Source organism: Plantibacter sp. Leaf1, from assembly GCF_001421315.1.
In the GTDB taxonomy this organism is placed as follows: Bacteria; Actinomycetota; Actinomycetes; order Actinomycetales; family Microbacteriaceae; genus Plantibacter.
Genome location: NZ_LMJX01000002.1, coordinates 474,521 through 488,895, shown reverse-complemented (window position 1 = coordinate 488,895; position 14,375 = coordinate 474,521). Strand labels below are relative to the sequence as shown.

The window sequence follows — 14,375 nt, the reverse complement described above, 5'->3', positions numbered from 1 at the left end:
CTGCAGACTTCGCGAGGGACACATCATGAAGCTGACCATCTTCGGCGCCACCGGCCGCACCGGTATCCACCTGGTCGAGCAGGCACTCGCCGCCGGGCATGACGTGGTGGCCTTCATCCGCAATCCGGCGAAGCTCGACCTGCGCCACGACCGACTGCGGGTCGTTCAGGGCGAGCTGACCGACGCGGTCGCCGTTAAAGACGTCGTCCGCGGTGCCGACGCCGTCCTCGCCACCCTGACCGCCCAGATCGTCGGTGGATCCAAGGACATGCCCGTCGCTGCCGGAACGCGCAACATCGTGGCCGCGATGCGCACGCACGGGGTCCGCCGACTCGTCTTCAGTTGGGGACCGAGCATTCTGGTTCCCCGCAGCCCGCTGATGCGCGCAGTGAGCAGGGCGAGCTACGCCCTGCTCAGGCTGGGGCCTGAGTCCACCGAGGTGGGCGAGGCCATCCGCGGCTCTGATCGCGACTGGACGACCGTGGTCGTCACGATGCCCCACGACAAGCCCGGATCGGGAGCGGTCAGGGTGCGAACCGCGGCCGGATCCGGCGACCGGGTCCGTTTGCGCATCGCCCGCGCCGACCTCGCCCGGTTCATGCTCGCTCAGGCCGATGACCTGCGATACGTCCAGCAGGAGCTCCGGATCAGCAACTGACAGCGGCCACGGCGCCGCCGCGGAATGCTCCGCGGTGGCGCTCTGACCACGATCCGGTGTTCGTGAGCGCGGATGTGGATTGCCGGCATCGAGGTGACGACGTCGGTGAGCGAGAACGGCTTGGACCCGTCGAGTCGCACCTTCGCCTTCCTCGGTAGGATCATCCGGATGACCGCACTCGCCGGAGCCACAGACGCGCAGATCGACGCCGTCTGCGAAGCCTTCGCCACGGTGTCCTGGCCCCTCGACCGCGGCGACTTCACGGCGGTCGCGGAGCGCCTCGGGTGGCAGCTCAAGGTGGAGACGTCGAGCGGTGTCCAGCATCGTTCCGGGTACCCCGTGAACCTACCGACCGTTCGTTCGCTCATCGCAGAGCAGGCGGTTTCCCAAGTGACGGTCGCGGTCTCCGACAAGAGCGACGACCGGGCAGGACTACGGAGTGTGGCGCTCGACGTGCAGTCAGCGCTGAGCCGGCACCTCGGTCAGCCGTCCGGTTGCCATGCCGGAGACTCCTTCTGGGAATTGGACAACGGCGGCAGGATCTGGCTCAAGACGGTACCCAAGAAGGTGTTGCTCGTCGTCGAGGGGCAGCGATTCGCCGATGTGGAGCGACGCGAAGAGCGTCTGGGCCTCGGCGCGGACTGAACGCCGACGATCGGGCATTGCGGTTGTGTGGCTCCTGCTGCACGCTGGGGGCATGCGGGAGATGTTGGGGAGCCGGGGCGAGGTCGTCGGCGTGCTGCTCGTGGTCGCGGCCTCGATCGCACTCATCGTCGCCGCCTTCGCCTTCCGCGCGGGGGACGAGCTCGCGTTCTTCGTACTGATCTCCGCTTTCGCTGCGGGGACGACGGGCTTCGGTGTGCACATCGCGAGCCGCGAGGCCCGCTTCCGACGCGACAAGCGCTGAGCTGCGGGAGTCGAGCGGCGAACCCGGTGGCGGGATCGCTTCGCGCACCGACATCGGTACGACTGGTCAGCGTCTGCGGGGGAGCACCGTCGAGGAGGCGAGTCCGGCGATGCCGAACACCGCGAAGACAGCGGTGACTGCCGCGTTCTGGACGATGATCCCGAAGATGATGAACACCACACTGACGACCACCGTCATGACGGCTGCGGCCTGATACAGGTTCGAGTTCGTTGCTCTGGTCATGTGTCGCTCCGTTCCGGTCCTGCTCTCGACCGTAGAAGAACCTGAGGGAGCGCACATCCGCCGGACGGGGGACCGCCCTGCGTCCAGGCGTCTGTCGCTGCGCGCAGAGCGTGGAGGATCAGCTCGAGCGGGTGAGCAGATCGGCGACTCCTGGGCCTGTCAGTTCGGCGCAGTACGCGGAGCGACCCGTCATCGCCATGATGAGCGCCAGGGTGCTGCCCCGCACGACATCACCCTTTCCGATGGTGGTGGCCGTGTCGACCGCTTCCAGTCGCAGACCTCGTACCCGCTTCTTCGCGACGACGACCTGATCGGTGCTTGCGTAGTACCTCAGGAGAGCAGTCAGCGTCGCCTCCGGGTACTCCCGGACGAGACCCAGCGGGCGGCGAATATCCTCGCCGTGAACGACCACCTCGCCGAGGAGCGCCATTCTCGGGAGAGGCGGCGAGATCCGGCTGCCGATCGTCGAACGGAAACGGCTGAGCGTCTCCGCCGGCGACGCGCCAAGCTGCTCGCGCAGACGATCATCCACCTGCTTGTCGAAGTCGAAACGCGCACGCACGACCCCAGCGAACCAACGCGGCCCCGACACGGCCCCACTCACCGTCAGGTGGGCGAGGACCTCGCGGACGGTCATGCCAGCGCAGAGCGACGGCGTCGACCAGTGGGTCTCGTCCAGCGGTGCGAGGTCGCGTGCGAGCGCTTGCCGTTCAGCATCGATGCTCAGCCAGGCTGCGTTCCGCTCCATGCCGTCATCCTCTCGTGCCGCGAGTGCGGGACTGTCCGTCGACGTTCTCGTTCTCGATCATCGGGCTTCGTCCAGTGCGTCCAGGAAACGCAGGAGTGCTGTCGTCACGGCCTCGGGAGCATCCTGCGACGGCACGTGCCCAGCGTCAGGGATCACCACCTCGCCGTTCCCCTCGTGCTCAGCCCAAGCGGGCATCGCCTTCGCGATGTTGCCGGTTCGATCTTGCGCGCCTCTGATGAGGCACAAGGGGATCGGTGTGCGGTAGCGAGGTGCGGGTCGGACGAATGAGGCGGTCGCTTGCCAGATCGCGAGGAAGTGTCGCTTCGGCACTTGTGAGAAGGCGCGCATCAAGTCCTGCTGTGCCGCGTCCGTGACGGCCGAGGCTCGAGCCATGAGGCCTGGAAGTGTGCGCGCGGGGATGAGGCTGAGCGTAGGAGCTGCCAGGTGGAGCAGTCGCCGCTCCATCCACCCGAGTGGTCCGGAGTTCCAGGTCGCGTCGATGACGACGAGTCCCGAGTACGCCTCCGGTTCTCGTCTGACCATCTCCTGGGCGATGTTCCCGCCAAGGGAGTGACCGACCAGCACGGGATGGTCCAGGCCGAGCTCGGATATGAGTGCTTCTGCATCTGCGACGAACAGGTCTGCCGTGATTCGCGAGCGGTTGGGCCTCGACAGCCCGTGCCCCCTCATGTCCCAGACGACTGCTCGGCGACCGGAGTTCGCCACGGCGCCGGCTTGCTTCTCGAACGACACATGGTCTGCTCCAGCGCCATGCAGAAACAGCACCGCGCGCCCGCCGGGCCCCGAGTCCCGGAAGGCCACCGAGCACCCGTTCAGCGGTAGCGTCGCGTTCAGATTCACCATGTCTTGAATCTAACGACTCCCGCCGATGCGCCGGTCGAACCGTGCTCGTGGCCGCAGTGCGCCAGACGGCCGTGACCCGAGTGTTCACCTCGCGCGTCATACTCGTCTGCTAGCGTCGTCGGCGATAGCGCCTAGGGTTCCGGAGCAGCAGTGCTCGGCTGGTCCGAGCGGCGCCACGGTCGAAGCCCATGCAGCGGCCGTCATCTGACAGGACAAAAGCCCGGAGGACCCTCCTTTGTCGCGCCCGCGACCAGGAGAAGGGTCGTCATGTCCTCGCTCGCCGTCCTCATCGTCCTCTCCGCTGCGGTCGCCCATGCGGCCTGGAACGTCCTGGCCCACGGGGTGAGTCGCATCGGTCTGCCGTTCCTCTGGTGGGGAGCCGTGGTCAGCACCGTGCTGTGGGCCGGCGTCATCCCGTTCACCGGGGGAATCGGATCCGGCGGGCCGGACGGATCGGGTGATCTCGCCGGTTTCCTCCTCGGCGTCGGCGTGTCCGGGGTCATCCACGTGGGCTACATGCTCGTGCTGCAGCGGGGCTACGCGACCGGCCGCCTCTCGACCGTGTACACGACCGCCCGGGGGACCGGGCCGACGATCAGCGTGGTGGTCGCCGTGCTCCTGCTCGGCGAACGCCCGTCGGGCATCGCGTTGATCGGTGTGGTGGCGATCCTCGCCGGCGTCGTCGCCGTCGGACTCGCCGACCGGGGGACACCCGGAGGACCCGATGCGCGCATGGCTGGACGCCGGCGGCGCATCGACCCGGGTGTCCTGTGGGGTCTCCTCACCGGCGTCGCCATCGCCACCTACACGATCTGGGACGCCCATGCCGTGCGGACCTGGGAACTCTCACCCGTGGCGTTCATGGTCGGCTGCACGCTCATCGAGATCCCGATCTACTCGATCGCGCTCGGCCGCCGCCGCCGAGAACTGGCCGGCGTGCTGCGACGGCACTGGCCCCGACTCCTCGCCTTCGGTGTGCTCTCGCCGCTGTCCTACATCCTCGTGCTTATCGCCATCACGATGGCGCCGGTCGCGCTCGTCGCGCCGATGCGGGAGATCAGCGTGGTGCTCGTGGCCCTGTTCGGCGTCGTCGTCCTGCGCGAGGGGAGACCTGGGTGGCGGATCGCCGCCTCGCTGATCGTGGTCGTGGGCGTGTTGCTGCTCGCCGGGTAAGCGTCGAGATAGGCATACAAGAGATGAACTTCGCCTGAACTGAAGCGACATAGGTACATTTGTTCGCCGTCGCGTGTCACGATGCTGACGTCCCCTTCACACCGAAAGGCCGTCATGACCCTCCGCCGTTCGCAGTTCGCCGCCGCCCTCGCAGGTGCAGCGCTGCTCGCCACCGTCCTCTCAGGATGTTCCGCCTCCGCGGCCTCCACCTCCACCGACTCAGCCTCCGCAGCGGGCTCGAATGCCGGCACCTTCGCCGTCGACGAGAACACCCTCGTGTTCGGCGTCGTGCCGGACTCGGTCGAGACCGAGACCAACTACCAGCCGCTCATGGACTACATCGCCAAGGAGACCGGCAAGAAGGTCGAGTACCACGAGTCGACCGACTACGCGGCGCTGATCGAAGCCTCGATCGCGGGTCAGATCGATGTCGCCTCCTTCTCGGGCTTCACCTACGTCACCGCCGCGAACAACGGAGCCAAGCTCACCCCGATCTCCTCGATCGTCACCAAGGAGGGCCAGGAGCCCGGCTACTACTCCCAGGCCATCGTCCCGAAGGGGAGCGACATCACCGATCTCGCTGGCTTCAAGGGCAAGAAGGTCTGCTTCGTCGACCCGTCCTCCACCTCGGGCTACCTCTTCCCCAGCTACAACCTGCTCGAGGCCGGCGTCGACCCCGAGAAGGACATCACCCCGGTCTTCGCCGGCAAGCACGACGTCAGCGTCACCAAGGTCGGCGAGGGCGTGGAGTGTGAGGCGGGCTTCGCCGAGGACAGCGAGGTCGCCAAGTCCGACAAGGTCACGGTCATCGCCGAGACCATGGTCCCCGGAGCGCCCATCGTGATGTCGAGCACGCTGCCCACCGAGGTGCAGTCGAAGCTGACCGACGTCCTGGCTGACGTCACCATCGACCAGATCATCAAGGCCGGTGTCACCTCCGCCGACACCGACGGCTTCCGCAGCGTCTTCTACGAGACCAAGCCGGTCGACGACAAGTACTACGACACGATCCGCGACATCTGCAAGAAGACGAACGCCACCCAGTGCAAGAGCTGATCGAGCCCGGCCACTGAACCGTCCACCCGTTGACGAACCCGACCCGGAGACTCCCATGACGAATCCCCAGACGCCGACCGAGACCGTGGTGCGACTGTCCGACGTGACGAAGCGCTTCGGCGCGACACTCGCACTCGACGGCGCATCGCTCGAGGTGCAACGAGGCGAGATCGTCGTCCTCCTGGGACTCTCCGGGTCGGGCAAGTCGACCCTGCTCCGCCACCTGGACGGGCTCGAGCAACCGAGCGCCGGCACCGTCGAGGTCCTCGGCCAGCTGGTGCCCGACCTCTCCGGCCGACGACTCCGCACCCTGCGCGGCCGAGTCGGCTTCATCTTCCAGCAGTTCGAGCTCGTCCCCTCGCTCACCGTGCTCGAGAACGTGCTCACCGGGTCGCTCGCCACCGTCCGCGGCCCACGTCTCGGCCTCTGGTCGTACGGCCGTGCCGGCAAGCTCGCCGCGCTCGGGCACCTCGACCGTGTGGGACTGCTCGACCGCGCCTACCAGCGGGCCGACACCCTCTCCGGCGGCCAGCAGCAACGCGTCGCCATCGCGCGCGCCCTCATGCAGGACCCCGAGATCCTCCTCGCCGACGAGCCGGTCGCCTCGCTCGACCCCGAGTCGAGCGACCAGGTGATGGCGCTCATCCGCGAGATCGCCGTCGACCGCGGCCTGACCGTGGTGTGCAGTCTCCATCAGGTCGATCTGGCCCTCAGCTGGGCCGATCGCATCGTCGGTCTCCGTCACGGCGGCGTCGTCCTCGACACGCCGACTGAGGGGCTGAGTAAGGCACAGGTGATGGAGATCTACGGCCGGGTCGCGACCACCACCAGCGAGCTGCACGCCATCGAGACCGAGCTCCTCGTCGACGCCGTCAGCGAGACCCCGCGATGAGCGCTGACACACGCACCCGACCCGACACCCGGACGGGCCTCCGGACCGCGGACGGCCCGGCAGATCCTGTCGGGCGTGTCCCTCGCCGCGCCGTCTCACCGGAGCGCATCGCCGCCGTCCTGACGCTGCTCGCGCTCCTGGCCGCGTCGATCGTGGCGCTGAACAGCATCGGGATCGATCCGGCCAGGATGGCCCAGAGCTGGTCGAACGCCGAACGCTTCTTCGGCCGGGTGGGCGCCATCTCCTTCCCCGACCCAGGCGAGTTGCTGTACCTCACCGGCTTGACGCTCGGGCTCGTGATCTGCGGCACCCTCCTCGCCGCGGTCATCTCGGTGCCGATCGCCTACCTGGCCGCGTCCAACACCACCCCCGGCACCGGGTGGCGTGCGTTCGCCCGCTTCTTCGGCGTGCTGACCCGGGCGATCCCGGACGTCGTGTTCGCCATGGTCTTCGTGCTGGTCTTCTCGCTCGGGACGCTGCCCGGGATCCTGGCGATCGGCATCCACTCCATCGGCATGATCTCGAAGATGTTCGCCGATGCGATCGAGCAGATCGACGAGGGCCCCCGCCTCGCCATCCGGGCCGCCGGAGGCAGCCGGATGCAGGAGTTCACCGCCGGGGTGCTCCCGCAGGTCATGCCCTCGTGGGTGGCGACCGTGCTGCACCGCAACGACATCAACCTGCGCGGCTCGGTGATCCTCGGCTATGTCGGTGTCGTCGGCCTCGGCATGCAGATGTCGTTCGCCTTCAAGTCCCTCGACTACGGCCTCGGCCTCGGCTATGCCGTCGTCATCTTCGTGCTCTGCGTCGTGATGGAGATCGTCTCGAGCGCGGTGCGCGCCGCCATGCTCGGTATCGCCCCCACGGGCCGTGGACTCGGCGACCGGGTGCTGCGCGGCATCCGCCGTGGCCGCGACGCCTCGCGGCCGGGCACCTCACGCGGTCGGGCACCCGTGGCGACGGTTGACGACGCACTGCGGCGTCCGTGGACGGCGACCCGCGTGCGGAACACCACCTGGGGCTGGCTCGCCGTCGCCGTGGTGGTCGGCAGTCTCCTGATCTGCGACATCCAGTGGCGCGACCTCCTCACCGTGTGGGCGAAGATCCCGGCCGTCGCGGTGCAGTTCTGGCCGCCGTCGTTCGGCAGCTACGAGCTGTCGACCATGACCGACGCGATGGTCGAGACGATCGCCATCGCCCTCGCCGCCACCCTCCTGACGCTCGTGGTCTCGCTCGTGGTCGGGTCGCTCGCGGCCAGGAACGTCGCACCGAGCCGAGGGGTGCGCGGCGGGATGCGGTTCCTGCTCGTCGCCGTCCGCGGTATCCCCGAGATCATCCTCGCCATCGTGCTCATCGTCATCTCCGGGCTCGGCACGCAGGCCGGCACCATCGCCCTCGCGATCGGCGGTGTCGGACTGCTCGGCAAGCTCATCGCCGACTCCTTCGAGGAGGTCAAGGCCGGTCCCGAACGGGCACTCACCGCCGCCGGTGCGTCCCGACTCCAGGTGTATGCCGGCGCGACCGTCCCGCAGGGTGTCCGCGCCCTGATCGGTCACACCTTCTACATGCTCGACACCAACATCCGCGCGGCGACCCTGCTGGGCATCGTCGGCGCCGGGGGAGTCGGCTACTACCTCCTCAACGCCAGCCAGGGCTCGAACTACGGCGTCGTCACCGCGATCGTGCTGATGATCCTCGTCACGGTGCTCGTCGTCGAGGGCATCGCCATCTGGATGCGACGGGTGTTCCGATGAGCGGCGCCGCAGGGGGAGTCTCCGCAGCGCCGGAACGCTTCGACGTCGTCGTCGTGGGTGCGGGCATCGTGGGGCTGGGCGCGGCCCTCGCGGCCGTCGACCGCGGCCGCTCCGTGCTGGTGGTCGACCGCGCGTCCGAGATCGCCGGGGCGAGCATCCGGAACTTCGGTCACCTCTGCTTCACCCCGCAGTCGGGCGTCGCCCGGGACTACGCCGCGACGTCGCGGAAGCTCTGGCTGCGGCTGGCCCGCGACGCCGGCTTCTGGATCGACCAGGCGGGCACGCTCGTCCTCGCGCGCCACGAGGACGAGCTCGCGCTGCTCCGCGAGCTGGCCGAGCGACGACGGCCCCAGCACGACGAGGTGCCCGAGGTCGAGCTGCTCACCGCCTCCGAGATCGAGGCACTGGCCGCGTTACCTGCCGGCACTGCGGTCGGCGGCGCGAGACTGCCCCGCGACCTGCAGGTCGACCCGCGGTTCGCCGCCGACGCCATCCGCGACCATCTGGCCGCGCGCGGGGTCGTCTTCCGGATGCGCACCGCAGCCGGACGGATCACCGGCGGCCGCGTCGAGACCAGCCGCGGCCCGGTCGACGCAGGCCTCGTGGTCGTCGCCGTCAACCACGACATCGACCAGCTCTATCCCGAGCTCGCCGAACGACACGGCGTCATCCGGTGCGGCTTGGACATGCTGCGGGTGACCGCCGACCTCCCGCGTCCACTGGGTGGCCCCCTACTGACCGGGTGGTCACTCATCCGCTACAGCGCGTTCGCCGGCCTCCCGGGCTCCGCCGCTGTGCGCGAGCGCCTCGGGCGGGAGCGGCCCGAGCTGGCCGCCCTCGACCTGAACCAGATGTACACGCAACGGCCCGACGGGTCGCTCATCGTCGGCGACAGCCACTGGAAGGGGGAGACCGTCCCGCCGTTCCAGCCGGAGGCCGCCCCGGAGGCGTTCCTCGCGGAGTTCCGGACGCTCTTCGACCGCGACCCGGCCGTCGTCGAACGGTGGCAGGGCGTCTACGCCACGGGGCCCGAGGAGTTCCTTCTCGAGGAGGTCGAGCCGGGCGTGCTGGTCACCGTCGTGACGACCGGCATCGGCATGACCACCGGCCTCGGGCTCGCCGAACACGTCGTCGGAGGCCATCTCGACACCCACTCCCGTCCGCTGACAGAAAGCACGAGACCATGACCATCACGACCACGACCACCACGATCCCCGACAGCCCCACGGGCGTCCCCGTCGAACTCGTCGTGCTCGACATGGCCGGCACCACCGTCGTCGACGACGGCATCGTCGAGCGCGCCTTCGAGCGTGCCGCACGCCGCACCGGCCTCGACACCCGGCGCCCGGTCGAGGAGTCGCTGCAATACGTCCGCGACACGATGGGGCAGTCGAAGATCGAGGTCTTCCGCCACCTCACCGGCGGGGACGAGGACGCCGCGCAGGCCGGCAACGAGGCCTTCGAAGCCGCCTACGCCGAGCTCATCGACGAGGTCGGCGTCGACCCGATCCCCGGGGCGTCCGACGTGATCGCCGGCCTCCGCGCATCCGGCGTCAAGGTCGCACTGACGACCGGATTCTCGCCCGCCACCCGCGACGCCGTGCTCGCGCGCCTCGGCTGGGAGGTCGACGCCGCCCTCTCGCCCGCCGATGCCGGCCGAGGCCGCCCGGCCCCCGACCTCGTGCTCGCCGCACTCATCGCCACCGGGGCGACCTCGGTGGCCTCGGTGATCGTCGTCGGTGACACCACCAGCGACATGCGCTCGGGCCGGAACGCGGGTGCGGGGCTCGTCGTAGGCGTGACCACCGGCGCGCACACGCGGGACCAGCTGACCGAGGCCGGGGCCGACGTGGTGCTGGACAGCGTCCGGGAGCTGACCGCCCTGCCGCGACTGGCCACGCGGTGACGCTCACGCACGAGGCGACGACGGTGCGGATCGAGCTCGACCCGGCACCGACCGCGATGGTGTGGGTGCAGGCCGGGCGGCGTCACGAGCGCATCGCGGTGCCGTCGGTCTCGCTGGCACCGGGCGAAGCCCTCGTCGCGATCGAGCTGGCGACCATCTGCGGCTCCGACGTGCACACCGTGCTGGGGCACCGCGAGGCCCCCACGCCGCTGGTGCTCGGCCACGAACAGGTCGGCCACGTCGTGGCCGTCGGCGACGGTGCCGTCACCTCCGCCGGAGCACCGTTGCGGGCGGGGCAGCGCGTGGTGTGGGCGCTCACCGTCGGATGCGGCGACTGCCCCACCTGCGTTCGCGGGCTGCCGCAGAAGTGCCAGACCGTGCGCAAGTACGGCCATGAGCGGCTCGAGACCGGGTGGGAGCTCAGCGGGGGATTCGCGTCGCACGCGCACCTGAAGCGCGGCACCGCCATCGTGCCGGTACCCGACGACGATCTCCCCGCCGAGGTGCTCGCACCCGTCTCGTGCGGCACCGCCACGGCAGTTGCCGCCCTCGAGGCCGCCTCGGCGATCGTCGCGCTGGACGGTGAGGTCGTGATCGTGCACGGTGCCGGGCTGATCGGTCTCACCGCCTGCGCGATGGCGAGCGACGCGGGAGCGAGGGTCATCGTGGTGGACCCCGCCAAGCGGCGTCGCAAGCTGTCGACCCGGTTCGGCGCCGCGGCCACCGTCGACCCGACGGAACCGGGATCACTCCAGGCCGCGCTGGATCTCGTCGGAACTCGGCCGCTCGTGGCGATCGAGGCGTCCGGATCTCCGCTCGGTGTCGCCGCGTCGATCGACGTGCTGGGAATCGGCGGCGTCGCCGTGCTGGTCGGCAGCGTGTCGCCGAGCGACCCCGTCGCCCTCGACCCGGAGAGCGTGGTGCGGAGGCTCGTCACCATCCGTGGTGTGCACAACTACGCACCGACGCATCTCGAGCAGGCAGTCCGCTACCTCGCCGAACGCCACGAAGCACACCCGTTCGCCGAACTGGTGGGGGCGACGGTGGCGCTCGGTGACCTCGACGACGGCCTCGAGGCCGCCATGGGTGGACGGGCCGTGCGCATCGGCGTGGCCCCAGGCTTGGCTCCGCTCGCGCCCGGCCATGCGACCCGCGAGGCCGGGTCGCCCCAGCGTTAGGCGGGTTCAGCGCCGATCGCGCCGATCGCCCGGATGAAGTGTCCGCCCTCACGCGCCCGTCCCGAGGCGGAGACCGTGAACCGGATGATGTCGCTGCGGTACCGGTCGTCGGAGGCCTCGAAGATGCGGCCGTCCGGGCCCCTCGTGACTCGGTGGAGGCGGAGGATCGGGGTGCCCGGCTCGACGTCGAGCAGCCGGCTGTCGAGCTCGTCGGCGGCGACGGCGTCGATCTCGTGGTCGACGTCCTGGTAGCCGTAGCCCCGCCCGTTCAGATACTCGGTGATCGAGACCGTGTCGAGGTCGACGTCGAACAGCGCCCGGCCGACCTCCTCGATGAAGGTGAGTCGCTCGAGCATGGTGGGGCGCCCGTCGAGCAGGCGCAGCCGGACGACCTCGACGATCGGGTCGCCGACCGCGATACCGAGCGCGGCGGCCTTCTCCTCGTCGGCGCGACGCAACGACACCTCCTGGGTGCGGGCGCCCGGCGTGGTGCCCATCGATTCCGCCCAGCGTGTGAAGGGGATGGACACGTCGGCCGCCTGCTGCGCCTTTCGCTCCGCGACCCGGGCAGGTCTGCCGCGCCGGGTCTCGATAAGGCCTTCGTTGCGCAGCGTCGCCAGGGCGTTCCGGATCGGCCCGCGCGAACTCCGCCACAGCTCGGCCAGCTCGCCCTCGCTCGGCACGTCGTCACCCGGCGACAGCTCGCCGCTCACGATCTTGCGGCGGAGGTCATCGGCTATCTGGACGTACAGCATGGCGGACACATAGGCATACTAGTTGTCGCCCTCGAGGTGCAGGGTGGTCAGGCCGTGCCGTCCACGTCGCCGCGTTCTCGTGTGGACGATCGCCCGAACCAGTTCCAGAGCGGACGAGCCGTGACGGCGATGAGCACCGCGAACAGACTCTGGTTGACGATTCCGAAGACCGAGAGCCCGCCGAGCGTCGCGAAGACGGTCCAGTTGACCGCGATGTCCGCGACGATCACGGCGCTGCCGAGCACGATGCCGGAGCGCCGACGAAGGATGATCAGCACCACGGTCACCGGATCGAGGATCGTGAGTGACACCCAGAACAGCCGCACACCGGGAGGGAAGCCGCCGTAGACGTCCAGTCCGCCGAAGATCAGATCCGCCGTGTGCGTGGTCGTCCCGATGAGGAAGCCGATCACCCACAGGACTTGGAACACCCTCACCGCTCGTGCTGGTGCGGGGAGAGCGGGCATGCGCCCATGGTACTGAGTCGGCGGTGACCGGCGAGCCGGGCACCGATGGGTCGCCGGCGACGAGACCCCGTCCCGGCCGTGGCAGCTCTACGCGATCTACCTGGCGGCGTCGCACTATGGAAGCGGCGCGGCCCAGGCATTGCTCGATGCGACGATCGGCGCCGGGCCGGCGATGCTCTGGGTGGCGAAGGAGAACCCCCGCGCGACGTCGTTCTACCTGCGTAACGGCTTCGCCTTCGACGGTGTCGAGCAGGTGGATCCCTCCGCGCCGTCCATCACCGACGCCCGCATGGTCCGGTAGGCGCTCTCGCCTCGGACACCATCCGTTAGAGCGGAGGCTGCACGGCGAGACCTCTCCGACGTCCCGGTACACGCGCTGCGAGCCGGACGCAGCGGTGACTATCTGGTCCGTGCCTCGCGGCTCCACGCCTGCGTCGCGACCTGGACCGCGTCCCACGGGGAGCCGAGTGGTGGCGTGTAGGACAGGTCGAGGTCGCTCATCGCGTCGACCGTCATGCCGTGGTGCAGGGCGGTGGCGTAGGTGTCGACGCGTTTCGCGATTTCCGCCCCGCGGGTGCCGACGAGCTGCGCACCGAGTAGTAGCCCGCTGTCGGTCGCTCCGGTGATCCGGATGCTGATCGGTGTTGCGCCCGGGTAATAGGCCTTGTGGTCGTCCGCGATCGCCGTGGAGCTGTGCGCTGCGTACCCGACCGAGACGGCTTCGTGGTCGCGGAGACCGGTGCGAGCGGCGACCAGGTCGAAGACCTTCACCACCTGTGTGCCGAGCGACCCGGCGAAGCGGGCGTTGCCGCCGATCGCGTTCTCGCCCGCGACCCGGCCCTGCTTGTGCGCTGTCGTGCCGAGCGGCAGATACGTGACGCCCAGCAGGCGGTGGTGGGTGACGATACCGTCGCCGGCCGCCCAGACGTGCGGCAGGCCGGTGCGCATCTGCTCGTCGACCATGACCGCGCCGCCGGGTCCGGTCGTCGCGCCGGCCTCCGTGAGCAGGCTCGTGTTCGGCCGGACGCCGACGACGACGAGCACGAGCTCGGCGCTGCGCTCGAACGGCTGGCCGTCCTGCAGGCCGGTCACGGTGAGACCACTATTCGTCTTGCTGAGGTGCTCCACGCGGGTGTCGGTGATGACGTTCACGCCGTGGCGGGTGAGTTCGTCGTGGACGAGGGAGCCGAGCTCGGCGTCGAGGGTGGAGAGGACTTCGGGGCCGCGCTGCAGTTGGGTGACCTGGAGGCCGCGGACGGTGAGGGCTTCGGCCATTTCCAGACCGACGTACCCGGCGCCGACGATGATCGCGGTCTCCGGCTGGTGGGTGTCGAGGTAGCGCTCGAGGGCGAAGGTGTCGCCCATCGAGTGCAGCAGGTGCACACCGTCGTCAGGGCCGAGCTGGTCGAGGCCCGTGATGCCGGCGGTGGAGGGTGAGGCTCCGGTGCCGACCATGAGTTCGTCGTAGGCGATCGTCGATGCCGTCCCTTGCTCGTCGCGGACGGTGAGGCGCTGGTCGGCGACGTCGATTCCGGTCGCGAGGGTGCTCAGGCGCAGGGTCATGCCGGTGGCCTCGAGGTCGGCGTGGGTGCGGTGTGCGAGGGACTGCCAGGGCTGGACCTCACGGGAGAAGTAGTAGGGGATGCCGCAGATGGAGAAGTTCGGGTAGGCGTCCGCGACGATTACCGTCACGTCCATGGAGGGGTCGAGTTCCCGCGCGCGGAGAGCGGTGGAGATGCCGGCGTCACTACCGCCGATGACTGCGAGATGCATG

Annotated in this window: 16 protein-coding genes and 1 pseudogene; 11 read left to right on the top strand and 6 right to left on the bottom strand. The window is 69.4% G+C overall.

The genetic code is table 11. The features are described from left to right. Positions 1-25 precede the first annotated feature (25 nt). The 3 genes from ASE44_RS04525 to ASE44_RS04515 all read left to right on the top strand — a co-directional run bounded on the left by ASE44_RS04525 (position 26) and on the right by ASE44_RS04515 (position 1,565). Positions 26-658 (top strand): NAD(P)-dependent oxidoreductase, encoded by a 633-nt coding sequence (locus ASE44_RS04525; RefSeq protein WP_056777798.1) that lies wholly within the window; start codon positions 26-28, stop codon positions 656-658. A 168-nt stretch (positions 659-826) separates the two neighbouring features. Beyond that, positions 827-1,303 carry a DUF6301 family protein gene (locus ASE44_RS04520; RefSeq protein ID WP_157579792.1) on the top strand — a complete coding sequence of 159 codons (477 nt, stop codon included), beginning with the start codon at positions 827-829 and terminating at the stop codon, positions 1,301-1,303. Between the two features lie 52 nt (positions 1,304-1,355). Continuing rightward, positions 1,356-1,565: a hypothetical protein gene (locus ASE44_RS04515; protein ID WP_056011234.1), complete on the top strand. Its 210-nt coding sequence runs from the start codon at positions 1,356-1,358 to the stop codon at positions 1,563-1,565. A 66-nt stretch (positions 1,566-1,631) separates the two neighbouring features. Here the strand turns inward: ASE44_RS04515 and ASE44_RS18415 are convergent, their stop codons facing one another. The 3 genes from ASE44_RS18415 to ASE44_RS04505 form a co-directional block, all read right to left on the bottom strand. Continuing rightward, positions 1,632-1,808, bottom strand: coding sequence for a hypothetical protein (locus ASE44_RS18415; protein ID WP_157579791.1), 177 nt, complete (start codon positions 1,806-1,808; stop codon positions 1,632-1,634). A 118-nt stretch (positions 1,809-1,926) separates the two neighbouring features. Next, positions 1,927-2,556, bottom strand: a complete 630-nt coding sequence (locus ASE44_RS04510; protein ID WP_056777793.1) for a maleylpyruvate isomerase family mycothiol-dependent enzyme — start codon at positions 2,554-2,556, stop codon at positions 1,927-1,929. A 57-nt stretch (positions 2,557-2,613) separates the two neighbouring features. After that, complete coding sequence (locus ASE44_RS04505) at positions 2,614-3,420, bottom strand: alpha/beta fold hydrolase (RefSeq protein ID WP_056777790.1); 807 nt, start codon at positions 3,418-3,420, stop codon at positions 2,614-2,616. Positions 3,421-3,687: 267 nt separating this feature from the next. On the opposite strand from ASE44_RS04505, the gene ASE44_RS04500 reads away from it, so the two are divergent. The 7 genes from ASE44_RS04500 (at position 3,688) to ASE44_RS04470 (ending at position 11,379) form a co-directional block, all read left to right on the top strand. After that, complete coding sequence (locus ASE44_RS04500) at positions 3,688-4,593, top strand: EamA family transporter (protein ID WP_056777787.1); 906 nt, start codon at positions 3,688-3,690, stop codon at positions 4,591-4,593. Between the two features lie 114 nt (positions 4,594-4,707). Continuing rightward, positions 4,708-5,649, top strand: a complete 942-nt coding sequence (locus ASE44_RS04495; protein ID WP_056777784.1) for a phosphate/phosphite/phosphonate ABC transporter substrate-binding protein — start codon at positions 4,708-4,710, stop codon at positions 5,647-5,649. A 55-nt stretch (positions 5,650-5,704) separates the two neighbouring features. After that, positions 5,705-6,541, top strand: a complete 837-nt coding sequence (gene phnC / locus ASE44_RS04490) for a phosphonate ABC transporter ATP-binding protein (RefSeq protein WP_056777782.1) — start codon at positions 5,705-5,707, stop codon at positions 6,539-6,541. After that, complete coding sequence (gene phnE / locus ASE44_RS04485; protein WP_056777779.1) at positions 6,538-8,295, top strand: phosphonate ABC transporter, permease protein PhnE; 1,758 nt, start codon at positions 6,538-6,540, stop codon at positions 8,293-8,295. Before phnC ends, phnE begins: the two co-directional genes overlap by 4 nt. Continuing rightward, positions 8,292-9,482 (top strand): TIGR03364 family FAD-dependent oxidoreductase, encoded by a 1,191-nt coding sequence (locus tag ASE44_RS04480; protein ID WP_056777775.1) that lies wholly within the window; start codon positions 8,292-8,294, stop codon positions 9,480-9,482. The genes phnE and ASE44_RS04480 overlap by 4 nt, the downstream gene beginning before the upstream one ends. After that, on the top strand, positions 9,479-10,201 hold the full coding sequence (locus tag ASE44_RS04475) for a phosphonatase-like hydrolase (protein ID WP_056777772.1): 723 nt from the start codon (positions 9,479-9,481) through the stop codon (positions 10,199-10,201). Before ASE44_RS04480 ends, ASE44_RS04475 begins: the two co-directional genes overlap by 4 nt. Next, positions 10,198-11,379 (top strand): zinc-binding dehydrogenase, encoded by a 1,182-nt coding sequence (locus ASE44_RS04470; protein WP_056777771.1) that lies wholly within the window; start codon positions 10,198-10,200, stop codon positions 11,377-11,379. The genes ASE44_RS04475 and ASE44_RS04470 overlap by 4 nt, the downstream gene beginning before the upstream one ends. Here the strand turns inward: ASE44_RS04470 and ASE44_RS04465 are convergent. Both ASE44_RS04465 and ASE44_RS04460 read right to left on the bottom strand, forming a co-directional pair. Beyond that, the gene (locus ASE44_RS04465) at positions 11,376-12,134 is read right to left on the bottom strand and encodes a GntR family transcriptional regulator (RefSeq protein ID WP_235522619.1); all 759 of its coding nucleotides are present in this window, start codon (positions 12,132-12,134) and stop codon (positions 11,376-11,378) included. The genes ASE44_RS04470 and ASE44_RS04465 overlap by 4 nt on opposite strands. A 47-nt stretch (positions 12,135-12,181) precedes the next feature. Further along, a complete protein-coding gene (locus tag ASE44_RS04460) occupies positions 12,182-12,601 on the bottom strand; it encodes a hypothetical protein (RefSeq protein WP_157579790.1) in 420 nt (139 codons plus the stop codon). A gap of 82 nt (positions 12,602-12,683) precedes the next feature. On the opposite strand from ASE44_RS04460, the pseudogene ASE44_RS04455 reads away from it, so the two are divergent. Further along, positions 12,684-12,902: pseudogene (locus ASE44_RS04455) on the top strand (GNAT family N-acetyltransferase); the annotation flags it as partial. Between the two features lie 98 nt (positions 12,903-13,000). On the opposite strand, the gene ASE44_RS04450 reads toward ASE44_RS04455, so the two are convergent. Beyond that, a complete protein-coding gene (locus ASE44_RS04450; RefSeq protein ID WP_056006250.1) occupies positions 13,001-14,374 on the bottom strand; it encodes an FAD-dependent oxidoreductase in 1,374 nt (457 codons plus the stop codon). Position 14,375: the final 1 nt, after the last annotated feature.